The sequence below is a fragment of the Neobacillus novalis NBRC 102450 genome, assembly GCF_001591805.1.
Classification (GTDB): domain Bacteria; phylum Bacillota; class Bacilli; order Bacillales; family Cytobacillaceae; genus Neobacillus; species Neobacillus novalis.
On record NZ_BCVP01000027.1, the window covers coordinates 1 to 22,641 of the forward strand.

At 42.9% G+C, this 22,641-nt stretch carries 22 protein-coding genes and 1 pseudogene; 13 read left to right on the forward strand and 10 right to left on the reverse strand.

Annotated elements, in window-relative coordinates:
• Window positions 1–214 precede the first annotated feature (214 nt).
• From BANVL01_RS19110 to BANVL01_RS19140, 7 genes are all read right to left on the reverse strand, one after another.
• Window positions 215–1,123, reverse strand: coding sequence for a FixH family protein (locus tag BANVL01_RS19110; RefSeq protein WP_066094122.1), 909 nt, complete (start codon window positions 1,121–1,123; stop codon window positions 215–217).
• Entirely contained in the window at window positions 1,120–1,797 is a 678-nt protein-coding gene (locus tag BANVL01_RS19115; RefSeq protein WP_066094119.1) for an ABC transporter ATP-binding protein, read from the reverse strand. Before BANVL01_RS19115 ends, BANVL01_RS19110 begins: the two co-directional genes overlap by 4 nt.
• On the reverse strand, window positions 1,794–2,591 hold the full coding sequence (locus BANVL01_RS19120; RefSeq protein ID WP_066094116.1) for an ABC transporter permease: 798 nt from the start codon (window positions 2,589–2,591) through the stop codon (window positions 1,794–1,796). The genes BANVL01_RS19115 and BANVL01_RS19120 overlap by 4 nt, the downstream gene beginning before the upstream one ends.
• Window positions 2,555–3,895, reverse strand: a complete 1,341-nt coding sequence (gene nosD / locus BANVL01_RS19125) for a nitrous oxide reductase family maturation protein NosD (RefSeq protein WP_066094113.1) — start codon at window positions 3,893–3,895, stop codon at window positions 2,555–2,557. The genes BANVL01_RS19120 and nosD overlap by 37 nt, the downstream gene beginning before the upstream one ends.
• Window positions 3,892–4,473 carry a hypothetical protein gene (locus BANVL01_RS19130; RefSeq protein WP_066094111.1) on the reverse strand — a complete coding sequence of 194 codons (582 nt, stop codon included), beginning with the start codon at window positions 4,471–4,473 and terminating at the stop codon, window positions 3,892–3,894. The genes nosD and BANVL01_RS19130 overlap by 4 nt, the downstream gene beginning before the upstream one ends.
• An 82-nt stretch (window positions 4,474–4,555) precedes the next feature.
• Window positions 4,556–6,421 carry a Sec-dependent nitrous-oxide reductase gene (nosZ, locus tag BANVL01_RS19135; RefSeq protein WP_066094108.1) on the reverse strand — a complete coding sequence of 622 codons (1,866 nt, stop codon included), beginning with the start codon at window positions 6,419–6,421 and terminating at the stop codon, window positions 4,556–4,558.
• Between the two features lie 18 nt (window positions 6,422–6,439).
• The gene (locus BANVL01_RS19140) at window positions 6,440–6,874 is read right to left on the reverse strand and encodes a cytochrome C (RefSeq protein ID WP_066094105.1); all 435 of its coding nucleotides are present in this window, start codon (window positions 6,872–6,874) and stop codon (window positions 6,440–6,442) included.
• Window positions 6,875–7,183: 309 nt separating this feature from the next.
• Here BANVL01_RS19140 and BANVL01_RS19145 point away from each other — a divergent pair, with 309 nt between their 5' ends.
• The 3 genes from BANVL01_RS19145 to BANVL01_RS19155 all read left to right on the forward strand — a co-directional run bounded on the left by BANVL01_RS19145 (window position 7,184) and on the right by BANVL01_RS19155 (window position 9,441).
• Complete coding sequence (locus BANVL01_RS19145; protein ID WP_235845665.1) at window positions 7,184–7,969, forward strand: Crp/Fnr family transcriptional regulator; 786 nt, start codon at window positions 7,184–7,186, stop codon at window positions 7,967–7,969.
• Window positions 7,970–8,313: 344 nt separating this feature from the next.
• Complete coding sequence (locus BANVL01_RS19150; RefSeq protein ID WP_066094100.1) at window positions 8,314–9,081, forward strand: DeoR/GlpR family DNA-binding transcription regulator; 768 nt, start codon at window positions 8,314–8,316, stop codon at window positions 9,079–9,081.
• A 21-nt stretch (window positions 9,082–9,102) separates the two neighbouring features.
• Complete coding sequence (locus BANVL01_RS19155) at window positions 9,103–9,441, forward strand: NIPSNAP family protein (protein WP_066094095.1); 339 nt, start codon at window positions 9,103–9,105, stop codon at window positions 9,439–9,441.
• 47 nt (window positions 9,442–9,488) lie between these two features.
• Here BANVL01_RS19155 and bshB2 read toward each other — a convergent pair whose 3' ends face one another.
• Window positions 9,489–10,154 carry a bacillithiol biosynthesis deacetylase BshB2 gene (bshB2, locus tag BANVL01_RS19160; RefSeq protein ID WP_066094092.1) on the reverse strand — a complete coding sequence of 222 codons (666 nt, stop codon included), beginning with the start codon at window positions 10,152–10,154 and terminating at the stop codon, window positions 9,489–9,491.
• A gap of 19 nt (window positions 10,155–10,173) precedes the next feature.
• The gene (locus BANVL01_RS19165) at window positions 10,174–10,575 is read right to left on the reverse strand and encodes a YojF family protein (RefSeq protein ID WP_425311848.1); all 402 of its coding nucleotides are present in this window, start codon (window positions 10,573–10,575) and stop codon (window positions 10,174–10,176) included.
• Between the two features lie 149 nt (window positions 10,576–10,724).
• On the opposite strand from BANVL01_RS19165, the gene BANVL01_RS19170 reads away from it, so the two are divergent.
• From BANVL01_RS19170 to BANVL01_RS19180, 3 genes are read left to right on the forward strand one after another with little or no spacing between them, the layout of a single operon-like run.
• The gene (locus tag BANVL01_RS19170) at window positions 10,725–12,209 is read left to right on the forward strand and encodes a spore germination protein (RefSeq protein WP_066094087.1); all 1,485 of its coding nucleotides are present in this window, start codon (window positions 10,725–10,727) and stop codon (window positions 12,207–12,209) included.
• Between the two features lie 25 nt (window positions 12,210–12,234).
• Window positions 12,235–13,326: a GerAB/ArcD/ProY family transporter gene (locus BANVL01_RS19175; protein WP_066094085.1), complete on the forward strand. Its 1,092-nt coding sequence runs from the start codon at window positions 12,235–12,237 to the stop codon at window positions 13,324–13,326.
• Window positions 13,323–14,402, forward strand: coding sequence for a Ger(x)C family spore germination protein (locus BANVL01_RS19180; RefSeq protein ID WP_066094080.1), 1,080 nt, complete (start codon window positions 13,323–13,325; stop codon window positions 14,400–14,402). The genes BANVL01_RS19175 and BANVL01_RS19180 overlap by 4 nt, the downstream gene beginning before the upstream one ends.
• Window positions 14,403–14,472: 70 nt before the next feature.
• Here the strand turns inward: BANVL01_RS19180 and pdxK are convergent, their stop codons facing one another.
• Complete coding sequence (pdxK, locus tag BANVL01_RS19185) at window positions 14,473–15,312, reverse strand: pyridoxine/pyridoxal/pyridoxamine kinase (protein WP_066094077.1); 840 nt, start codon at window positions 15,310–15,312, stop codon at window positions 14,473–14,475.
• A 403-nt stretch (window positions 15,313–15,715) separates the two neighbouring features.
• On the opposite strand from pdxK, the gene fdhD reads away from it, so the two are divergent.
• From fdhD to mobA, 7 genes and pseudogenes are all read left to right on the forward strand, one after another.
• Window positions 15,716–16,477 carry a formate dehydrogenase accessory sulfurtransferase FdhD gene (gene fdhD, locus BANVL01_RS19190; protein WP_066094074.1) on the forward strand — a complete coding sequence of 254 codons (762 nt, stop codon included), beginning with the start codon at window positions 15,716–15,718 and terminating at the stop codon, window positions 16,475–16,477.
• A gap of 117 nt (window positions 16,478–16,594) precedes the next feature.
• On the forward strand, window positions 16,595–17,167 hold the full coding sequence (locus tag BANVL01_RS28915; RefSeq protein WP_066094072.1) for a twin-arginine translocation signal domain-containing protein: 573 nt from the start codon (window positions 16,595–16,597) through the stop codon (window positions 17,165–17,167).
• A gap of 12 nt (window positions 17,168–17,179) precedes the next feature.
• A pseudogene (gene fdnG, locus BANVL01_RS19200) lies at window positions 17,180–19,582 on the forward strand (formate dehydrogenase-N subunit alpha); the annotation flags it as partial.
• On the forward strand, window positions 19,582–20,412 hold the full coding sequence (locus tag BANVL01_RS19205) for a 4Fe-4S dicluster domain-containing protein (RefSeq protein WP_066094065.1): 831 nt from the start codon (window positions 19,582–19,584) through the stop codon (window positions 20,410–20,412). The pseudogene fdnG and the gene BANVL01_RS19205, both read left to right, overlap by 1 nt.
• Window positions 20,405–21,118, forward strand: a complete 714-nt coding sequence (locus tag BANVL01_RS19210) for a formate dehydrogenase subunit gamma (protein ID WP_066094063.1) — start codon at window positions 20,405–20,407, stop codon at window positions 21,116–21,118. The genes BANVL01_RS19205 and BANVL01_RS19210 overlap by 8 nt, the downstream gene beginning before the upstream one ends.
• A gap of 90 nt (window positions 21,119–21,208) precedes the next feature.
• Window positions 21,209–22,018, forward strand: a complete 810-nt coding sequence (locus tag BANVL01_RS19215) for a formate dehydrogenase accessory protein FdhE (RefSeq protein WP_066094060.1) — start codon at window positions 21,209–21,211, stop codon at window positions 22,016–22,018.
• 14 nt (window positions 22,019–22,032) lie between these two features.
• Window positions 22,033–22,632 carry a molybdenum cofactor guanylyltransferase gene (gene mobA, locus BANVL01_RS19220; protein WP_066094057.1) on the forward strand — a complete coding sequence of 200 codons (600 nt, stop codon included), beginning with the start codon at window positions 22,033–22,035 and terminating at the stop codon, window positions 22,630–22,632.
• Window positions 22,633–22,641: the final 9 nt, after the last annotated feature.

A 22,641-nucleotide genomic window follows, 5' to 3' on the forward strand; every position in this document is an offset into this window, starting at 1 on the left:
ATTAGTCCTTCATAAGGTCGATGAAGGACATTTCGCGGTCAAAACCAAGAAGATTAGTCCTTCATAAGGTCGATGAAGGACATTTCGCGGTCAAAACTAAGAAGATTTGTCCTTCATAAGGTCGATGAAGGACATTTCGTGTCAAAAACCAAGAAGATTAGTCCTTCATAAGGCGACATGAGAGTCCTTTAATCCCCAAAAACGCCGAAACTCCCTAAAGAATTTCGACCTTTAAGGAGTTTACTTGGGAGACGAGGAGTTCTTCGTATTTTTGCTGGGCTTGGTAGAGGACATCTTGCTCGCCGGCCTTCGGATTTTCCTTTTTCACTTGCGCAATGATATCCTCTTGAACCTTCCGGGATAAAACAATCATCTGATATTGCTGCTTTTCCGTTGCCCAAAACTTGTCCTCGCCGTAGTCACGAATCAACTTTTTCGCAGATGGGAATCCATTATATTGCTCGCGCGCCTTGCTTACTGCCGCGTCAACCTCAGTATCCGCCGCCTTGTGCCCCTTTTCATCGGCAAGTAGCGCCATTGAGCGCAGACGGACAATCTGCGTTAATAATTGATTTTTATCATCGCTCATTTTCTCCTGTGAGTCTAAATAGGCAAGCTCTTCCTCCAACTGTTTCCCGGTATATTTTTGCTGCGCCCTTTCCCGGTTAATTGCCAGCTGCAGCTGATTAATCAATTGATAAAACGCTAAATCGTCCTGCGTAATCCATTTGCCGTTTATCGTGGCAACCCCTTTAGCCTTGACAACGTTGAGGTTAATGACCTTTTCAGATTTCTTCCCGGCCTTTTCCATCGTAAAAGCGACCTCATACTTCCCGCTCATAGGCAGCGCCACATTGCCGGAATAAGTACCATCTTTGCCCTCCGCTAACTTGACATCCGTTGTGCCATGATCCATATTGGCCATCGAAAATTCAGCAGAGACATCGAGTCCGTTAACCGCCTGTTTCCCTTCGGTTACTTTCACTTCAAACGGCCCGGCCAGATCCTTTTGGTAATAAAGCTCTTTGGTTACTTTGATTGTATAATCAGGTTCCGAACTGCAGCCAGTCAGCATCGCCATCAGCATTAGCAACAAAGTCGCAAACAACGTCTGTCTCTTCATGATTCAATTCCTCCTAAATGGTGTGTCGCCAAAAATTCCTCTACCGTAAATTTCTCCATTTTTCCTTCATTTAGATAGGCCACATGGGTACAAACCTGGCGGATTTCATCGAGATGATGCGACGACAGCAGAATCGTTTTATCATGAAGCGATTTCAGTACCTCGAGGATTTCCTTTCTTCCCATCGGGTCAATGCCGCTTGTCGGCTCATCCAAAATCAAGATGCTGGATTCCTGATAAAGCGTAATCGCCAAGCCGAGGCGCTGGAGCATCCCCTTTGAATAGGACTTCACTTGGACATTGCGGTCGTCCCACAAACTGACCGATCGAAGTGCGCGCTCAATTCGTTCCAGGTCGGCAGCCTTTTCAACAGCTTCGGCAAAAAAGGTCATATTCTCGAGCCCGGTCAGCATCGGATAAAGCATAAATTTTTCCGGCAAGTAGGCGATTGTTCTTTTCCAAGCAGCATTTTTCTTCGTGACTTCCATCCCGTTTATTGAAATAGCCCCTTGTTTAACAGGCAGCAAGCCTAGCAGACTATTAATAAATGTTGATTTCCCGGCACCGTTTCGGCCAACCAGGGCACAGATTTCATTTTTATGAATTTCAATCGTAACGTTGTCTAACACTGTTTTTTTTCCAAACGATTGGTTTAAATGCTCCACCTTAATCATTCATAGCCCTCCTTACGGTTGAAGACAATTGCGGTACCAACAGAAACCACGAGCCAGACAAGTAAATTTCCGAGCAAAAAGAAGACCGGCTTCGTCCACATAAAGGCTTGCATTAGCCTCGACATGTGGCCGAACGAATACACACCCATCCCGGTTTCCAGGTACATTCTTACGGACTGAAGCGGATTTAAAAAGTAAATTACGGAAAAGAATTTTACATTTTCATAGGTAACATCAGGTAAAAACGATAGCAGAATAAAATCGTGCAGGAAGAAAAAGTAAAACCAAACAAATATCGTATAGCCGATGATTTGCATCCGTGAACGGCTGAAGCTGCCGATCGCTGCGCCCATCTGCAAGAAGAGAAGCGTCATCAGGACAATCGCTGCCACAAACACCAAATAGCTTTTGATATCGAGTTGCAAGGTAAACTTCAATAGCAGTAAATAGACGGAAAACCAGACGATAAGCGGGACAAGCACAACCGTATAGAGTCCGAGGCTTTTTTTTACTAAAAAGCTTGGATAATTATCCTTCTTCGTTAACAGCATGATCAGCGTCTTTTGTTCCTTTTCTTGAAAAATCGAAAACGCCCCGATAAACAGGCAGAGAATCGGAATAAAGTAGATGAGCGTATCAAACAGATTGATTAACAAAACATAAAAGCCTTTATCAAAGGAAAGAGCTGTGGGACGGAACAAAATACTGACAGATATGAGCACAATAATGCTTATTGAAAGCCAGAGCCCTTTCCCTCTTATATTTTCCTTCCATTCCTTCCAAATATAATGCATAGTCGATGTCTCCCCTTTCGTAAAATCAACACGGCAACCCCCGCGATGACAAGATATAGAATCCAAGAATGCTGAGCTTTTGCGGCCGTTAATGGGTGTGAATCTTGAAACATAACTTCGTCGTCCTTCAATGTCGCATTGATTTTTTCATAAATTGAAATCGCCGGGCTTTTTAAAAATAGATTGGTCAGTTCTTGGTCCTCAATCAGCTGATGGAGGGAAGAATGATAGATGACCGGAAAGTCGCCGATCCCGTCTTGATTTAAATCGGTGAGTGGAAAGGCGGCGCCCCAGTCGTTGCCTTTGCCATCCTTGCTCCAAGCATTGTTTTCGCTATTGCCGCCAAGGGTAACGGCAGGGATGGTATTTTCGGAAATCCGGTTCAGCGTGAACGTTTGCTCGTTAGAACTGGCCCACAGTTCAATGCCAATCTGGTTTTGAATGATCCGGTTACTCTTAAACGTGTTTCTCGTCGCCTGGTCAATATACAAGCCCCGCTGGTTCATGTAAAAGGTGTTATTTTTTATATCGTTATCATTGGCTTGTAACAGTAATAAGCCAAACGATTGGTTTCCATAGTTAATGATGAATTGGTTGTCTTCTAGTTTCAGGTGATTCGAGTTCATGACAGCAGCGCCGCCAGTATTCATTGTAAACACATTTCGTTTAAAAATATTTTCGTCTGAGTACATGTAATGCAGACCGTATCTTGTATTGGTGATGTTGTTGTCATAGCTTTTGTTTCGATAGGCATAATCAAAGAACATGCCGTCCCGGGTGCCGTCGACGGTGTTGTGTTCTAAGAGATTATCATTTGCGTAAAAAACATGAATGCCATTGCCCTGGGCGGCGATTTCCCCTTTTCCCATCCCTTTAATATCGGCATAGCGGATGGTATTATCGTGGGCCTTACTTAAATAAACACCGTGAAAGGAATGGCGGATGGTGACGTGTTCAACCACATTATGATCTGTGTAGATTTTGATGGCTGCGTATTCCTCGCTGGAGTTGCGGTCCATGCTTCCGCCTGACACCGTTAACTGGCTCAACTTTACATGGGGTGCCTTAACCGAAATCACGTTCCCGGTTCCGTCTCCTTTGATTACGGTTTTAGATCTGCCAATCATCGTCAGGGGTTTATTGATGACGATATTGCCTTCATAGGTTTTATTTTCAAGTTTCAATACCGCCCCCTCTTTCATGGAGTCGATGATTGCTTGCAAGTTTTCGGCTGCCATATTTTTCTCAGGAATCACTAGTAAAAAAAGAGAAAAAACGAAAGATAAGAGCGTCATTTTTTTCATTTTTTTCGATCCTTCCATAGCGGAATCAGTAATAGAATAAAGGCCGCAATGACAAAATAGATGCCTGTTCCTAGTAAACTGTGGGTTACAAAGTTTGCCACTGTATTTTGACCGATAATCGGCGGAACAAAAGGGTCAATTTTTATCGGCGCCTTTGGACTTAAATTGGTTCCGTATTTTTGTAAAGCAAAATGGAGGTCCAAAATGCCTGCCAGACAGCCAATCGCGATGATGCCAATCAGCCCGTAAAGCACTTTCCTATTGCGAAGAATCGCCGTTACTAGAGTAATGACGGCTAATCCGCCAACAAGATAGGCAAGGTAGGATAATTCAGGGAAATTTTCTGCACCGAAATTCGACATCCCGATATAGTGGTTCAGCCCGTTAATAATATCAATTTCTCCTTCGAGCTTGTTCGGATAGACGATAATATTTAAGCCTTCTGGGTATTGCGGTGCATAAAAGACCATCTTCCACCACGGAAAAAATAAGGAAACGACGATTAAAATTGCTGATAGTCCAATTAGCAAGGAAGACGTAATCGATAATTTACTGTTTTTTCTGCTGCTATCATTCAAGTTAACCACTCCTTTTATAGTGCTAACTAAATTACAAAGAGTGGGGTATCAATTTTTTCAATTGATACCCACTCGAGACAAATTAATTCTTCGGTTTTACTAAGAAGTAGCCGTTCATTTCCTGGTGCAGTGCTGAACAGAAGTTTGTACAATAGAGTGGGAAGGTCCCCGCTTTATCGGCTGTAAACTCGATCGTATTTGTTTGGCCAGGTTGAACTTCTATATTCAGGTCATAGCTGTTAATCGCAAAACCGTGGGTAATATCTTCATCAAAGTCAATATTGGTTAAATGGATGAAGACGTGATCTCCTTCGTTAACCTCAATTACGTCCGGGCGTTTTGCTTTCGCGTCAAAAATGAATCTTGAGCGCATCGCGATGCCATATACGTGGACTTCATTGCCTTTACGAACAATTTTTGTATCATTTTGCTTATAAACGGCATCTTTATTCTTTTCGTCCTTCGGATAAACATTGATTGTTTTAATCTTATCGGCCTTAATCATCTGGGCATAGTGCGGCTCTGGGTCAACCGGTGCCGATTGAATCACCTTCATCTTGCCGCTGATGTCAATTAACTGCATCGACTCAGGGTGTGACGGGCCGACTGACAAGTAGCTGTCCTTAGCAATTTTGTTCAAAGCAATGAGCCATTTTCCATCAGGTGAAACCGTATCCCCTTCTGCAGAAACAGAGTGACCCGGCGAATATTGAACCGGTACACGGTCTAATGTTTTCCCCGTTTTCGGATCCCATTTCACGATTTCAGAAGAAATGAACATTGTTGTATAGGCCATGCCTTTGTCATCAAATTGAGTATGAAGCGGTCCAAGGGCATTTTCTGGGTTTACTTCTCTTTCCATGACCGATTTGTAATTAATAATTGGAATTCCGTTACGTTCACCGGCAAAGTCTTTGTTTTCCACCGCTTTAAACGACTTTTCGAACGAGAATACCGTCATCGAAGGTGCTAGTTTTCCAGAAGCGATAAAGTATTTACCGTCAGGTGTGACGTCGACACCGTGTGGTGATTTAGCTACCGGCACTAAATAAATGCCGCCCTTTTGCTTTTCAGGGTAAATCATCTTTTGACCATCGACGTCTTCGTACTTGCCGTCTTTGACCATTTTCTCAAGCTCTTTCCAGTTAAACAGCACGATATAGTCGCGGTCTGCCTGGGACGCATTTACTTCCATTGTCGTTGTTGCTTCTTCTGTATTATAGGTAGTCATGACGGCCCAATCGGCGGAGCCTTTTTTACCGGCATCAGAAAGATCATAGGACCAAGGCGGAAGGGCAACCTGGTAAGCAATGTTTAACTTAACATTCTTTTCGTCAAAGGTTACCGCTGACATAACCCCGCGGTAGTTTTGGCTGTAGTTATCAAGTGATTCATATTTTTGGCCGACCGGTACAGCGAAACGAGTCGGCAGGAACATGTACTCGGTATTTTCCGTTACGAATGCGGCACAGTGCGGACCGGCTGTGTTTGGAACATTGATGATATCTTTTGTCGTGAAGGTTTCCAAATCAACGACGGCGGCACGGCTGTTGCCGACATCGGTCGCAAACATCCACTTCCCATCATAGTCGCCCTTTGTTTCCGAGAAGGCTGGATGGTGAAGGTCCCCCCACGTATAGCCGCCCATTAATTTTTTCGAATGCTCATCAAAACCATAGCCTGTTGCGGAATCCTGCGAGAAGACCGGAATTGTTCTGATTTTACGCATCGATGGCACACCGTAGATAAACATTTGACCTGAGTGGCCGCCGGATGCGAATAAGTAATAATCATCTTTTTGACCGAATGGTACATACACTTTTTCGGCATCGGTCTTGTTGCTTAAAGCAGCTTCCGTGTTTGTCTTTGCGGAAAAGTCAGCAAAGTTAATAGTTGCGGCAATAAAGCCGGCAAGCAAACCGGAGGCAATTGGTATCCATTTTTTCATTTACTTACACACTCCTTTCTATTTGGCTTCAGATGCTTGCTTCAATAGGTCTAAAACCTGCTTGCGCTCGTCATCTGTTAATGGACTTTTACTAATCACACCTGACATTACGGCTGAAGTTGGCTCTTTTAAGAATTCCTCAATCGGTTTGCCATGCTTGCCTTCAACGTTAACAAACGCTTGTGAAAGGTCCGGTCCGACTGCCCCGCCTTTTATGTTGAGAGCGTCAACACTATGGCAGCCAAGGCATCCCTTCTGATTAAGGATATTGTCTTCAGTTGCGGAAGAAGTGGCTGCTGTATTTTCTTCCTTCGTTGTCGCTTCGTCGTTTGTTTCTGTTTGCGCCACCTGCGGCTGTTTCGAAGAGTCCCCCATGATGACACCAAATACGAGGTAACCAAGGCCGAAACCGAGTAATGCAAAGATAACAAAGCTAATAATTGCTTTTTGCAATGAAAGTCCCCCTCTTTTTTATATAAAAATGAACAACTTCATCCTACCCGCTGGTCATCGGTAAAATTGTGATGCTCCGCACATCTTTATGGTGGTTTTTGAACGTTTTGTGAAGGGGACTGTTAGGACTAGGGAAACCGCGGTTTTGAAAAAATGAACGTTTTGTGAAATTGGGTTGAAAAGGTGGTGGCGCTTTCTTTGGTTTGTGTGTGGATAAACTGGCGGCGCTTTCTTGGAAGTGTTTTTTGAAAAAGGTGAACGTTTTGTGAATCTCGTCACTACATGATGGAAAAAAGTTGGTTACAATGAATGGTAATTATAGCTGGGAAAAATTTAAAGGCGGTGGATAAAGTGAATCGTTCTGATTGTATGGAGAATCCGCATCTTTTGGTCTATCAAGAGGTAAAACATGAAAATTTACTTCGGAAAATTAGCATTTTCAAGCATTTATCGCATAAGTCGCTCCAGGTGATTGAAAAGCGAATTCAAACGTTTGAATTAAAAAAAGGCGATCAGATTATTTCTGAGGATGAAGTGGCAAGAGGGGTTTATTTCGTTCATTCGGGGGCCGTTAAGCTGACGAAGGAAGATGAAAACGGCAATGAAATCATCGTCTGCGTCAAGCAAAAGGGGGATGCCTTTGCCGAGGCCTGCTTGTTTACCCAAAAGACGGAGCGTTATCCAGCGACAGCAACGATGCTTCAGGAAGGCAAGATTATTTTTTTAGACAAGTTGGAATTAGAGCAGGATTTATACGCTAACCCCGAACTTGCGATGCAAATGATCAGCTATATGAGTGATGCCTTAAGGGAAATGACCTCGCAGCTGCGGGATGTGGCCCTGCTCGATGTCTATGCGAAAACGGTCAAGACACTGGAGCGGCTGGGGAACAAGTTTAACACCGGTCAGAACCGCTGGAATATCGAAATTCCGTTGACGGTTCAGGAATTTGCGACGGTTGTCGGCACAACGCGGGAAAGTGTCAGCCGTGTGTTTTCAAAATTGAAGAAGGAATCGATTATTGATTTAAAATCGCGGAAAATTGTCATTTTGGATTGGTGTGGGCTGTGTACACTGCTGAATCGGGAATATTAATGGTGGTGGGTTCTTCTTAAAGGCGCTTTTTTGAGTTTTGGCTATTTTTTAGCCTGCTTTGGCTATTTTTCAAAGGGTTATGGCTATTTTTTTCGATGTTATGGCTACTTTTTAAAGGGTTATGGCTATTTAGACATTATTTGGAAAAGTAAACTTAGTTTTAATGAAATTTGACAAAAGGACCCCTAGTGGTCCTTTTTATTTTGATTGGATTTTTTACAGCTCAAAACATTAATAAACATAAAAAAAACGGAATAAAAATGAATATAATAATTGACTATAACAGAATAAACGTGCAATAATATAGGAAATTTTACCATAAATCAAATTTTGAGGTGATGAACTTGTTTTCAGACGAAAGAAGGCAAGAAATAGTAAAGTTGTTGGAGGAAAACGGTCGTGTGTGGGCAAAGGATTTAGCAAGTAAATTTGAAAAGTCAATTGATTCGATTAGACGGGATTTATCTATTATGGAAGAACAAGGTCTTTTAAAGAGAACTCACGGAGGAGCTATTCCTATTAACAACGTTAGAAATATGGCTCAACCTCGTTCAATACGCTATGGCGAAGGAAGTGTTTATCAAAATGCTATTGCGAAGTTAGCCGTCACGTTTATAAAAGAAAATCAAACCATTTTTATTGGGGGAGCTGCTATTCACTTTGCAATATTGAAATATCTACCGAAAGAAATTTCGTATACCGTCGTTACAAATTCTGTTGAAATTGCTTACCAACTAAGGGATTTAGGAAATATTCAATTATATGTAATTGGGGGATTTGTAAAGGGTTCAGGGAATATGACAGATGCTTTAGCGAATGAATTCGCTCAGCAATTTACTTTTGATTTATGTTTTGGAACTGCTGGGGCACTATCATCAAAAGGATTAAGTACTGCTACACCAGAAGTTTCAATTTTTCATAAAACAGTATTTAACAATTCAAGAAAGATTATTGCTTTAATAGAGCATTTCAAATTTGGAGACGATATGTTCTCAAGTTTTTATCCAGTCAATCGATTAAATATAATCATTACTGATCATGAAACAAAGGCAGAAGATATTAATATGGTAAAAACCCAAGGTGTTGAAATTCTTGTAGCAAATAATAACTAAAATAAAGGGGAAGCGAGAGATATGTTTTATAGAAGGAAGTTTTACATTGTAAAAAATGAATTTATTGAAATTTTTAATAAACATTTTAATGAAACAAATTTACCTAATCAAATGAAGTATGGTTCACGATTAATAGGAAGATGGATGATACCTAATGATGAAAATACCACTGAAGTATTCGCCATTTGGGAGTATGACAGTTATGAGAAATATAATGAGATTGAAGCCAATGTTAGAAGTGATAAAGAGCACCGCAATCGGATAGAAAAATGGTATGAAAAAAATGGCGGTAGAGATAACGTATTTAAAAAATATCTTTTGGAGGTAAAGAATGAGGAGTTAATGTCAACCGTGAAATAAGTTGTACAATGCAAAGAAAACTCGCCAATGGCGAGTTTTGCTTTTAATTAAAACGTATACGTCCAAAACCGTTCATTATTAATCCAGACCATGACTTGAGGGTCTTGATTTTTTAACTTTTCTTCCATATCAGTAAACATCTGCTCGGTTTGCGAACGGTGTGCGCGAATGGCGCCCAGCTTTTTGTCAGCGACAGGGGTAATATTATTGATAATATCTGCTTCCCCAAGCTCTTCGACGCAATTATTCGAGAAGGCGACGCAGTGTAAGGTTGGCCTTACCGCAGCGGGCAGCTTTTCAACCGCTCGAACGACGGCCGCACCGGTGGCGTCATGGTCAGGATGGACCGAATAGCCAGGATAAAAGGTAATGATGAGTGAAGGATTGACATCCTCAATTAATGCCAGCATCGTGTTCGCAAGTTCTTCCTCATCTTCAAATTCAATCGTTTTATCACGGAATCCGAGCATCCTTAGGTCCTGGATGCCCAAAACTCGGGCTGCCTCCTGTAACTCTTGTCTTCTGATTTTCGGCAGGTTTTCCCGGTTGGTAAACGGCGGATTTCCCATGTTGCGCCCCATTTCCCCTAAGGTTAAACAGGCATAGGTAACAGGCGTTCCATTCTGTACATGGGTCGCAATCGTCCCAGATACACCAAAAGCCTCATCATCAGGGTGAGGGAAAACGACCAAAACATGGCGCTCTTTCTCCATAATTTATTCTCCTTTCTGGTTAAGCAAATGGCGTGGAACTTATCTCCAACGCTACGGCAAGTTTTCCTTTACTATCGTGGCCGGCTAATAATAGGTGATTCTCTTCATCGATTTCATAGTGGGTTATGCCCTCAGCGTAAATCCAGCCGAGGTTTATTTTTAGGCCGACACGGTAAGGGCCCGTTCCGGTGATTTTCCCTAATTCGTAACGGACAAGCGCATTACGGATATACGCGCCAGCGGAAAAGAAAGACTGATCGTGGTGTGAGGCATAGGCACCGTTGGTCGTTTCCAGGTGAATGTAGACATCTTTATTTGCAAAGCCATTGATGGCGTCTTGTACGAATTTAATATCAATATATTCCAAAACACGGCCTCCTTTCCCTTCAGAATCAATATTATTTAATAATGTAACTATCATACTAAAATCGGTTACAAAATGCGAAATGATTGCTTAGAAAAAAATAACAGTTGGAAACAATTAACTCTAATAAGAAAAATTAACTTGGAAATCCTTAATCCTAGGCACATAGTTTTTAGATAAGCCAGAAGGGATAAGGGTCCGTGAAAATGTGGTTTCGAAAACAACCTCCTGAACAACAAGAAAACAACCTTGTTGCCTTAATCAATATGTACAAACAATCGGGCGATTTTGTTCATTTCCATCACCCACAGTCGCCGCAGCCCTATTGGGTTTCCTATTTTGGCACCTTAATTGATGTCGAAATTTTGCATCGCGATATTCTTCCCTTTTTAAATAAAACAGCCTTCACTTCATTAGATGGGGTAAAGGCAGCTCTTCCGTTTGAGGATGTCTTAATTACCAGCGATTTACAAAAAATTCAAGATGACATCTTGCAAGGGTCTGTCCTGATTCAACTCGATGTAAAGGATGCAACATGCCTCCTTGTCCGCGCGGAAATGAAAAAGGCCCGTGAGGTTACCATTCCGGAAGAGGAGTATAGCGTTGTCGGCCCGAAAGAAGCCTTTGTGGAGTCGATAACGACGAATTTAAATCTCGTTCGCAAGCGATTGCCAATCTCAGAATTAAAAGTAAAAGAGTTTACAATTGGAACACTTTCAAAAACAAAAGTGGCCGTGTTATACATCGATGGAATCACGAATGAAGAAAACGTCAACACCGTTTGTCAGCGTCTTTCCGATTTGCAATTCAATCAAATTCTCGACAGTTCGATTATTGCGCAGCTGATTGCCGATAATGGGCATTCTCTCTTTCCACAATTAATTGATACCGAGCGGCCTGACCGGGTCGCAGGTGTTTTGGCAGAAGGCAGTGTCGTGATTCTCGCCGAGGGCTCCTCCCATGCCTTGATTGGACCGATTTCGGCAATGGAATTATTTAATGCGTTTGAAGATTATTATGTCAATTGGCAGACGGCTACAGCGTTAAGGCTCATTCGGATATTTGCCGTGTCTTTTTCTATTTTGGTTACCCCGATATATGTGGCCGTTTTAACCTATCATTATCAATTAATACCGAAGGATTTAATGGTGACATTAGTATCTTCACGAAGGAATATTCCTTTACCGCCTATCCTTGAAGCCATCATTCTCGAGTTAACGATTGAACTGCTCCGGGAAGCTGGGGCAAGACTGCCGTCAAAAGTTGGGCAAACGATCGGTATCGTAGGTGGTATCGTGATTGGAACAGCGGCCGTTGATGCAGGGTTAACGAGCAATGTGCTCCTGATTATTATCGCACTCGCCGCGTTAGCATCCTTTACTACCCCGGTGTACCGGATGGGTAATACGATTCGCTTACTGCGGTTTCCGTTTCTCTTGCTTGCGGATTTGTGGGGACTGTTAGGGATTGCGGTCGCATTTATCTTTTTAATCATCCATTTACTGAATTTAACGTCCTTGGGCAGACCATACCTAGAACCAATCTATCCGCCAAGACTCAAGGATTTTAAAGATTCATTTATTCGCTTTCCCTTCTCCTTTCAATCAAAAAGACCTGGATATTTGCAAACAAAAGATCAAATACGCTTCTCAAAAAAGAAAGCTAGTGAGGTGCATGATATTGATGAGTAGCAGTCAAATGTAAAGGAGGGTATCTATGAAGTCGGTGATTAAAGACCAGTTTCTTGTCTCACCATTCCTTGTTTTATTCCTCATCCATGGTATGCAATATGGTGTGGGGGTTTTAAGCTTTCAACGGGATATCGCCAAGGTTGCCGGTCATGATGCCTGGATTTCGATATTAATAACCGGAATTCTTGTTCATATTATCATTTGGATGATGTACTCGATGCTCAATAAGACCAAAGGCGATTTAATAACGATTCACCAGCAAACATTCGGAAAATGGATCGGTAATTTGTTAAGCCTGCTTTTCATTCTTTATGTTCTAGCAGAGAGTACAACAGTATTGCGGTCGTATATAGAAATTGTTCAAGTATGGATGTTTCCTTTACTAAAAACATGGCCCTTTGCGTTAGTCTTGTTACTCAGTGTCTACTATGTCGTTTCAAGTGGATTTCGCATCGTGACCGGTGTTTGCTTTTTGGCCGTTGTGTTACCCTCCTATTTGATTTTTACTTATGTTGTACCAATTGAATTTTCAACTTTTCGTAATCTGCTGCCAGTCTTCGATCATTCCATTTTAGAAATGGCTCAATCAATAAAGGGGTCGATACTCTCTTTTTCCGGCTTTGAATACTTATTGTTCTATTATCCGTTTATTAAACAGCCAGAGAGTTCGCAAAAGTGGGCCCATTTTGGAAATCTTGTAACCACCCTCCTATATCTGCTGATTATGATTGTCACATTAGCGTTCTTTGATCAGGCGTATTTACAAAAAGTAATCTGGCCGACGTTAATGATGTGGAAGATTATTGAATTACCTTTTGTGGAGCGCTTCGAAATAATTGGAGTTACATCCTGGGCTGTAGTCATGTTACCCATCATTTGCTTGATGTTTTGGTCGGCAAGCCGCGGCATAAAGGAAATATTTAAGCTAAAACAACGGAGCGTCCTCGTTTTCCTTTTACTTCTTAGTTTTATTGTTTGCTGCTTATTAATCGATAGAGAAACGATTCAACAATATAATACCTTTGTGGCGGAAATTGGCTTTTATCTATTGTTAGGCTATATACCTTTCCTATTTATCTGTTGTCATATTCGTTTTAAAATGAGGGAAAAAGGATGAAGAAAAAGATAAAAATAGCTGTCGTGACCATCATCATTTTTTTCGCTTATATGTTTGGACGTGTACAAAGGCAGATTTTAGATGATATTAACATGGCATCGGCTGTAGGATATGACTATATCGACAAGGATAAGATAAAAGCCACGGCGGTCATGCCTAATTATAAACCTGACAAGAATGTTGGGAATGAAACCTATACTGCTAGTAATGAAATAAGTAAAAAGACACTTACTAAAATCAATCGGCAATCATCCCGTCAAGTGGTAAACGGCAAATTGGAAGTGGCCTTATATAGCAAAGAAGTGGCAAAACATGGGATTGGCGAATTGGTTGACTCTTTGCAAAGGGACCCTTCAATCAGTGAGCGGTTGTTTGTTGCGGTGGCGGAAGGGGAAACGCATGAACTTTTAAATAAGAGGTATGGTGATCGGGATACGGGTGTTTATTTATCGATGCTGATCGAACAAAACATGAAGGAAGGAATAGTGCCAACGACCAACCTCCACCAATTTCTAAACGATTACAATTCCCATTTAAGGGATCCATTTTTACCATTAATCGAGCAAAAAGGGAAGGAAGTTAATCTAAAGGGGATTGCCTTATTTAAGGATGATCATTATGTGAAAAATCTCCGTCAAGACCAGCAATTTATTTTTCAAGCACTGTTGGAAAACCTTCAGTTAGGGACCTATAAACTAAAGTTGAAAGATAAGGAATTTGTGGCCATCGAGAATATTAATTCAAAAAGTAGATACCGTGTTGTTAACTTAAAAAACACTCCAGAGATTCATATCCAAGTAAAGTTGCGAGGGATCATTAGGGAATACACGGGGAAGAGAACAGACAAAAAGGAAATTGAACAAATAAAGAAACAAATGGAGAAACAGTTAGAAAAGGAAGCTGCTGCGATGATTCGCTCGTTTCAGAAGTTAAAGATTGACCCCATTGGTTTTGGAAATCACGTTCGCAGCCGGACAAGAAACTTTCGTTATCAAAGGTGGGTAGACCAATATCCAGATGTAAAAATTGGGGTAAAGGTTAATGCGATAATTCTTGAAAAAGGTGTGGTTGATTGAAGGGAAAAGCATCAGACCAATTGATGGAAAAAAAGAGCCGATCTCCCTCGACCGGCTCTCTTGCTATTTGCTATTCCTCACAATCGTCACAATACTCCGTAATACTTTTGCCGCTGCGGTAAGCACCATGCCAGGTTGGCCCGACAAATTCATTTAAGCGGAAACCTTGCTGGATGGCCGCGGTAATAAATGCCTTCGCTACTTCGACTGCTTCATAAACCGATTTCCCTTTGGCAAGCTCAGCGGTAATCGCCGAGGAATAGGTACAGCCGGCACCATGGGTGTAGGTCGTTTCAAATTTCTCTGACTCATACAGCTTGAATTCCTGGCCATCATATAGAAGGTCGACGGCTTTTTCTTCAGAATGAAGCTTGCTGCCGCCTTTAATTAACACGAACTTTGCTCCTTGTTCGTGGATTTTTACCGCTGCTTCCTTCATTTCGTCCACTGAATGAGGTGTTTTCGTTCCTGCCAGCTGCCCCGCTTCGAAAAGGTTAGGCGTAACGACTAAAGCACGCGGCAACAGAAGCTCGCGCATCGCATCGGTTGTTTCCGGGTGTAAGGCCTCATCTTCCCCCTTGCAAACCATAACCGGGTCAATCACAACACGGTCAAGCTTGTTTTCATCGATCACCTTTGCCGCTAATTCAATAATTTCAACCGTTCCGAGCATCCCTGTTTTCATTGCGTCGATGCCGACGGAAAGAATCGTATCAATTTGGGTTTTCAGTGTCTCGATGGCAATTGGGAACACACTGTGGTGCCAATCTTTTGGATCCATCGTGACGATGGTTGTTAGTGCCGTCATCCCATAGACACCAAGCTCCTGGAACGTCTTCAAATCCGCTTGAATCCCAGCGCCGCCGCTTGTATCCGAGCCGGCAATCGTCATTACTTTTTTGATTGTCATCATGTAGTCCTCCTTCTAAAAACCTATCTATTATTATAAAACATTTTTAACGGAAATTGCGAATGAAGGCCAATAGTTGACAGAAAAATGACAATTCCTCGGTTTTTACTATTTCCAAGCATTTAGCGTGATAAATATTACTTTCAAAAGGAAAGTGGCGGCGTAGGATGGGGGTATGTGGCGGACTATATAGGAACCGCTTACAATTATTCCGTTTTCCATACCTGCAATTGTTGGAAATCTGACACAAATTAGAATGAGAAGGATACGCCTTGCTTTTTGCAGGGAAAGTCCCTTTTTAAAAGGTTACAAATTTCGACAATGTGACAAATGTCGCTGAGTGGAATTGATCCTATTTCTACAATGAAAAGATAAGGAAAATACCTGGAGTGGAGGAAAAACCATGAACCGCAAAGGTTGTCCGGATGAATATCCGATTTCGTTAATCATTAACGGATATGAAATGGCCGTTTTTCAACTGACAAATTCCGACCTTGATGATTGGACATATGGATATTTGTTTTCTGAAGGCTTTATTCAGGAGGCAAGCGATATTGAATCGGTCCACATCAACGAAAGCCTGGGAACCATCAACGTATCACTCCGCGCCGACTTTGATGAGACCCACGTTTTTTCAAAAAAGAAGCATTACACCGCAGGCTGCGGCAGGGGTGTCACCTTCTTCTCGATGACAGATGTGAAGAGCTTTGCCAAAGTGACATCAAACAAGGCCTATCCATTGAGTTATCTGTTAAAAAAGCGCAGTCAATTCGCGCAAAACTCAGAACTTTATCTCGAAACAGGCGGGATGCATGGTGCCTGTATTGTTGATGAGCAGGGCGGAATCACGATTCGTGAAGATATCGGCCGCCACAATGCCGTCGACAAGATTATTGGTCATGCGCTTCGAAATTGTTTACAACCCGAAAGGTTAATTTTACTCACAACCGGCCGGGTTTCATATGAAATGCTCTCCAAGGCAGCTAAATTTGGCTTTCCTGTTATTGGTTCGCGGACAGCGGCCACTAAACAGGCAGTACAGCTGGCAAAATATTTAAATATCGAGGTAATCGGCTATTTAAGAGGGAAAATGGCGACGATTTATACTTCGTTAGGCAGGGTCGAAAACGACTTAAGCGTCGATCTGGCTGTAGAGATGCATTGAAAGGGGTGGATGAAAAGCAAGGAATCAAATAGAGAGAAAAAGAGTGTCTAGCACCGCTTAAGGGGCTTTCACTTTTTTAAGGGATGTTCTAATCAATGTTTGGGAAGGAGAATAGTGATGGTTGAAATGAACTTAAACCGCCGGCAATTTTTAAAGCTATCAGGCGCAACAGCAGCAACACTCGCAGTTGTCGAGCTCGGCTTTAACGATAAAAAGGCTTATGCTGCTTCAAAAGAATTCAAAATTGCCAAAGCAACTGTAACACCAACCATTTGCTGCTACTGTGGTGTCGGATGCGGAATCCTCGTTCACACCAAAAACAATACCGTGGTTTATACGGAAGGGGATCCGGATAACCCAATTAACGAAGGTAAACTATGCAGCAAGGGAACAACATTAAGACAGCTTTATACATCTGAAAAACGCTTAACCAAACCGCTTTATCGTGCACCAGGAAGCAATAAATGGGAAGAGAAAGAGTGGGAATGGATGCTTGATACCATTGCCAAACGCACCAAAGAAACACGCGATCGTTCGTTTGTCGAAGTAGAAAATGGAGTAACCGTCAATAAAACAGAAAGAATTGCCAGCCTTGGCGGGGCGGCACTTGATAATGAAGAAACCTATTTGCTCGCGAAACTAATGAGAGGGCTTGGTGTCACCTACTTAGAGCACCAGGCACGAATATGACATAGTTCAACGGTTGCCGGTCTGGCACCTACATTTGGTCGTGGAGCAATGACTAACCATTGGAATGATCTGCAGCATACCGATTGTGCATTGATTATTGGCGCAAACCCTGCAGAAAATCACCCGATTAGCTTTAGATGGCTAACGAAAGCGAAAGAAAACGGCGGAAAAATCGTTTCTGTCGATCCGCGTTACACACGTACATCCGCACAGGCTGATGTGTACGCTGCGCTTCGCTCCGGTACGGATATTCCGTTTATCGGCGGGATGATTAACTATGCGCTTGAAAACAATCTCATCCACAAAGAGTATGTTGCTACCTATACAAACGCTGCCTTTATTGTCAAAGAAGGCTATGACTTTAACGATGGCCTATTCTCAGGCTATGACGAAACAAAAAGAGCCTACGATAAAACAAAATGGGCGATTGAAACAACGGAAGACGGCAAGCCGGTAAAGGATGAAACATTAGAAAATCCACGTTCCGTTTTTCAATTAATGAAAAAACACTATTCCCGTTATGATGTCGACACGGTCACAGCTGTAACCGGAACAGCCAAAAAAGATTACTTACAGGTTTGTAAAACCTTCTGTGAAACAGGCAAGGTCGGCAAAGCAGGAACAATCATGTATGCAATGGGAACCACTCAGCATACTGTCGGCTCACAAAACGTCCGCATCTATGCGATTCTGCAATTGCTGTTAGGAAACATTGGCCTACCAGGCGGCGGAATCAACGCGATGCGCGGCGAATCCAACGTTCAAGGCTCAACGGACTTCGGCTTATTATTTGATAACTTAACTGGTTATCTAGGTGCACCAAAAGCAACCGTCCCAGAGCATGCCACCCTGAAAGGCTATTTGGAAAAAGAAACACCAAAAACAGGCTACTGGAGCAATAAGCCAAAATTCGTTGTCAGCTTACTGAAGGCATGGTATGGCACAAACGCGACGGCAGAAAACGAGTTTGGCTATCAATTCTTACCAAAGGGAAATAAAAACTACTCACATATCAATCTATTTAATGCGATGTACAAGGGTGAGCTAGATGGAACGTTCCTGTTTGGCACAAACCCAGTTGTAGGGGGCCCGAACGCCGGTAAGGAAAAAGAGGCACTTGGAAATCTGAAGTGGATGGTTGCAGTTGACCTTTGGGAAACGGAAACATCATCGTTCTGGCAAAAAGAGGCCGGCAGCGATCCTGCGAAAATCAATACCGAGGTATTCCTGCTTCCAGCAAGCGCTTCGTTTGAAAAAGAGGGCAGTGTTTCCAACAGCTCGCGCTGGATGCAATACCGCTGGAAGGCGATTGATTCAAGAGGCGAAGCAAGACCAGACCTTGATATCATTCATGAGCTTGCATTAAAACTGAAAAAGCTATATGCGAACAGTCCAAAATCGGCTGACAAACCATTCTTAGCGCTTGATTGGAACTACGGAACAGGGGAAGAACCAGATATTGACCTTGTTGCGAAAGAAATCAACGGCTATGACCTGAAGACCGGTAAATTAATCGCTAGCTTCGGCGCTTTGTTAGATGACGGGACCACTTCAAGCGGAAACTGGATTTATTCCGGCTTCTATCCTGAAGAAGGCAAGAACAAATCGAAGAACCGTGACAACAAGGACACAGGCGGCGATCACTATTTGAACTGGTCCTATGCTTGGCCGATGAACCGCCGGATTCTTTACAACCGTGCCTCAGCAGACCCAAGCGGTAAGCCATGGAGCAAAGAAAAAGCGGTTATCTGGTGGGATGGTGCCGAGAAGAAATGGGTCGGCAATGATGTACCGGACTTTAAGGCAGTTACAGCACCAACTGAACCAGGTGGTACCGGTGCGTTTATGATGAATAAAGATGGTGTAGGCTTATTATTTGCCCCTACACTGAATGATGGACCATTCCCTGAACACTATGAACCATTTGAAAGCCCTGTTCCAAATGCGTTTTCCAATACGCAATTGAACCCGGCTGCCGTGGTGATTGAGGGAGATTTTAATAAAAAAGGCGATAAGAAAAACTTCCCGATTGTTGCAACAACCTACCGGGTGAGTGAACACTGGCAATCTGGATCAATGACACGGAACCAAGAATGGCTTTCAGAGCTTGCCGGTCACATGTTTGTTGAAATGAGTGAAGAACTTGCCAAAGAAAAAGGCATCAAGAATAAGGACAAAATCATTGTCAGCTCAGCACGTGGAGAAATCAAAGCCTATGCAATGGTGACAAAACGCTTTAAGCCTTATAGTGTTAGCGGCAAAAAAGTTCATCAAATTGGAATGCCATGGCACTTCGGCTATAAGGGATTTGCTACAGGCGATACAGCGAACCGGTTAACACCGCATATTGGCGATGCCAATACAACGATTCCTGAATACAAAGCATTCCTCTGTAATGTTAGGAGGGCTGACTAATGGCTAAAGAATATGTGAAATATGTCGATGTCACAAAGTGTGACGGCTGCCGTGCCTGTATGGTTGCCTGTAAAAACTGGAATGACCTGCCTGCTGAAAAGACGGAATTCCTTGGCAGTGTTCAATCACATGCGAAAACAACAGCGGATACATGGAATGTCCTGCAATACATCGAGCACGAAAATGGGAAAGGTGATTTAGACTACCTGTTCCGTCATTCTTCTTGCTTCCATTGTACCGATGCTGCGTGTGAAAAGGTTTGTCCTGAAAATGCGATTAGCTATACGAAGTATGGAACAGTTGTCATTGATCATGACAAGTGTGTCGGCTGCGGTTATTGTGTGCAAAACTGCCCGTTTGAAGTGATTTCCTTGAAGGAATATAAGGATAAGCATGGCAAAGAGTATCGCAAAGCCCATAAGTGTACGATGTGTACCGACCGAATCGATGAGGGCTTACAGCCTGCCTGCGTAACAACCTGTCACACGGGCGCGATGGAGTTTGGCGATAAAGACGCGATGATTCAAAAAGCCGAGCTGCGCGTCAAGGAAATGAAGGATCGTTACCCGAACGCCATGGTCTATAACCCACAAGGTGTTGGCGGTACGCATACGGTTTACGTACTAGCTGAGAAGCCGAGCGTTTACGGCCTTCCTGAAAATCCAAAAGTGCCAACCTCAGCTGTTTTATGGAAGGATTATGCGCAGCCAATCGGGAAAGCAATGATTGGCGCTACAACAATGGCCGTTGTCGGTGCATTTGTTGCCAATAAGTTTTTCAGTAAAAAAGCGGGTAATGACGCAGAAGAAGGAGGTGGCAGCGATGAGTAATTATCAAAAGCACCCAAAAGCGGATGTCAAGATTCGCCGCTTCCCAAAGGCGTTTGTTTGGGCACACGCAATCAATGGACTTGCATTCTTTGCTCTTTACATCACGGCCCTGCCAATGTATACCGACTTCTTTAACTGGCTGTATCCGGTTTTTGGCGGCCCGGCCATGGCCCGGCTCCTGCACCGAATCTTTGCGGTAGCGTTCATAACGCCTACCTTTATCTTGTTAATCTTTAGTCCGAAGTTCTTTTTCCATTGGATGAAAGAATTAATCACATGGAAGAAGCGTGACCTTCAATTCTTCAGTGAATTCGTTAAAGAATTATTCGGCTTCAAGTTTAAGCATATTAAACAAACCTTCTTTAACGCTGGGGAAAAAATTAACTCGATTCTTCAGATTTTATGTGCCATTTTGGTTATTGTTTCAGGTTTCACCATGTGGTTCCCTGAGTACTTCCCAAGAGCGCTTGTGCAATGGGGCTACTTCCTTCATAACGTTGGTTTTGGGTTAGGAATTGCCGTAATCGTTGGACACATCTATCTATCTGTCGTTCATAAACACTCTAGACCAGGATATTCCGGCGTAGTCAATGGAAAAGTTCCTGCCTGGTGGGCAAAAGGCCACTATGGTGACTGGTATGATGAAGAAGTGAAAAAGGGTAACTTCCCTGACTTAGATGATCCAAAGCATAAAAGAGGCGCTTGATTTAGACGAAAGTAAAACATATATAAACCATGGCTGTCTGTAACAGGACAGCCATTCCTTTAAAAAATACAAAAAAGAGGTGCGACAACGATGATTAAATCCGTTGTTTCAAAAGAATACCAGGAACTGCACAAGGAAATCGTCAAGCTTCAGGAACAGTGGAAACACATGCTTAACCCGGAAACAATCAGGCCAAATCTTGATAAGGCGGCCATGGAAGCAGGAGTGCCTGCAGCTGCACTAACGGCTATTGATTTTGAAATTTCACTATTCCTACAGTGGATAGAGGAAATAAATGCCATCCTCGTAAACGGCAATCCAGAACTTGAGCCAAAGCTTTCGGGCATCACGGGCCTGCTAAATGAAGAAATAGCGATTCGCTGGATTGAGGAGGCGTTTGCTTTTAATCATGTTTATTTTGCCAGCTTTGCCGATAGTCACGGCCTCGAGGGATGGATCCCGCAATTCCTCGCAGAAACCGCCCTTCGTCCATACTTACAATTGACCGCTGAAAAGGTCCAGCACGAAATCCATCATTCAACCCCAGGGGCAGGCTGTCCTGTTTGCGGCGAACCAGTAAGATTAGCCACTCTTAAAGAAGAGGGGAAAAAGGTTATCCATTGCCCGCGCTGCCTTGCTCATTGGCATGCCAAGCGTCTCGAATGCTCCCATTGCGGTAATGAAGACCATAAGACCATCCAATTTCTTACGGTTGAAGGCGATGCGGTTTCACAAATACAAGTTTGCGATACTTGCCACGGCTATACTAAAATTATAGATACAAGACAATATATCAGTCAGCCCTCCGCTGCTTTACTCGATTTGAACTCGATTCATCTTGATTTTGTAGCCCAGGAGAATGGCTATCATGCGGTTGGAGAGAAAAAAAGTACGAATTAAGTAGGTGGAATTTCATGAAAGCTGCCGCAATTATTTTAGCAGGCGGAAAGTCGAGCAGGATGGGCACGAATAAAGCACTCTTAAAAATTAACGAGAAAACCACTATCGAACGAACCCGGGATGCGCTTAAACTGCTCTTTGATGATATAATTCTCGTAACGAATGAAACAGAGACCTATGAATTTTTAGAAATGAACATGACCTCGGACCATTATCCAGGAATGGGACCGCTGGCGGGCGTTCACGCAGGCTTAACAGCTTCTGATTACGATGTGAATTTTATCGTCGCCTGTGACATGCCATTTGTTTCCGTCGAGCTTGCCGAGGCCCTTGTCCATGCTTGCGGCCATTATGATGCCGTTATCCCTGTGATCAATGGAAAACAGCACCCGTTATTTGCTGTTTTTCATAAAAAAATAGCAGGAGAAGCGGCCAAGAGTATCGAAGAAGGTAATTTGCGGATGAAACATCTGCTTGACCGCTTAAATGTCCTCTATGTGACAGAAAGCGAGCTCCAAACTTATAGCCAACTTGACCTTGAACGAGTTTTTTTCAATATGAATCACCCAAATGAGTATGAAGATGCCAAAAAGTGGGCCGAAGCAGATAGTTAAGGGGGAAAA

What these genes read in the sequence shown, in the direction of transcription:
- BANVL01_RS19110 (WP_066094122.1), bottom strand. Translation starts at nt 1,123, where the DNA reads ATGAAGAGACAGACGTTGTTTGCGACTTTGTTGCTAATGCTGATGGCG.
- BANVL01_RS19115 (WP_066094119.1), bottom strand. Translation starts at nt 1,797, where the DNA reads ATGATTAAGGTGGAGCATTTAAACCAATCGTTTGGAAAAAAAACAGTG.
- BANVL01_RS19120 (WP_066094116.1), bottom strand. Translation starts at nt 2,591, where the DNA reads ATGCATTATATTTGGAAGGAATGGAAGGAAAATATAAGAGGGAAAGGG.
- nosD (WP_066094113.1), bottom strand. Translation starts at nt 3,895, where the DNA reads ATGAAAAAAATGACGCTCTTATCTTTCGTTTTTTCTCTTTTTTTACTA.
- nosZ (WP_066094108.1), bottom strand. Translation starts at nt 6,421, where the DNA reads ATGAAAAAATGGATACCAATTGCCTCCGGTTTGCTTGCCGGCTTTATT.
- BANVL01_RS19145 (WP_235845665.1), top strand. Translation starts at nt 7,184, where the DNA reads ATGGTAATTATAGCTGGGAAAAATTTAAAGGCGGTGGATAAAGTGAAT.
- BANVL01_RS19155 (WP_066094095.1), top strand. Translation starts at nt 9,103, where the DNA reads ATGTTTTATAGAAGGAAGTTTTACATTGTAAAAAATGAATTTATTGAA.
- bshB2 (WP_066094092.1), bottom strand. Translation starts at nt 10,154, where the DNA reads ATGGAGAAAGAGCGCCATGTTTTGGTCGTTTTCCCTCACCCTGATGAT.
- BANVL01_RS19165 (WP_425311848.1), bottom strand. Translation starts at nt 10,575, where the DNA reads ATGATAGTTACATTATTAAATAATATTGATTCTGAAGGGAAAGGAGGC.
- BANVL01_RS19170 (WP_066094087.1), top strand. Translation starts at nt 10,725, where the DNA reads ATGTGGTTTCGAAAACAACCTCCTGAACAACAAGAAAACAACCTTGTT.
- BANVL01_RS19175 (WP_066094085.1), top strand. Translation starts at nt 12,235, where the DNA reads ATGAAGTCGGTGATTAAAGACCAGTTTCTTGTCTCACCATTCCTTGTT.
- BANVL01_RS19180 (WP_066094080.1), top strand. Translation starts at nt 13,323, where the DNA reads ATGAAGAAAAAGATAAAAATAGCTGTCGTGACCATCATCATTTTTTTC.
- pdxK (WP_066094077.1), bottom strand. Translation starts at nt 15,312, where the DNA reads ATGACAATCAAAAAAGTAATGACGATTGCCGGCTCGGATACAAGCGGC.
- fdhD (WP_066094074.1), top strand. Translation starts at nt 15,716, where the DNA reads ATGAACCGCAAAGGTTGTCCGGATGAATATCCGATTTCGTTAATCATT.
- BANVL01_RS28915 (WP_066094072.1), top strand. Translation starts at nt 16,595, where the DNA reads ATGGTTGAAATGAACTTAAACCGCCGGCAATTTTTAAAGCTATCAGGC.
- BANVL01_RS19205 (WP_066094065.1), top strand. Translation starts at nt 19,582, where the DNA reads ATGGCTAAAGAATATGTGAAATATGTCGATGTCACAAAGTGTGACGGC.
- BANVL01_RS19210 (WP_066094063.1), top strand. Translation starts at nt 20,405, where the DNA reads ATGAGTAATTATCAAAAGCACCCAAAAGCGGATGTCAAGATTCGCCGC.
- BANVL01_RS19215 (WP_066094060.1), top strand. Translation starts at nt 21,209, where the DNA reads ATGATTAAATCCGTTGTTTCAAAAGAATACCAGGAACTGCACAAGGAA.
- mobA (WP_066094057.1), top strand. Translation starts at nt 22,033, where the DNA reads ATGAAAGCTGCCGCAATTATTTTAGCAGGCGGAAAGTCGAGCAGGATG.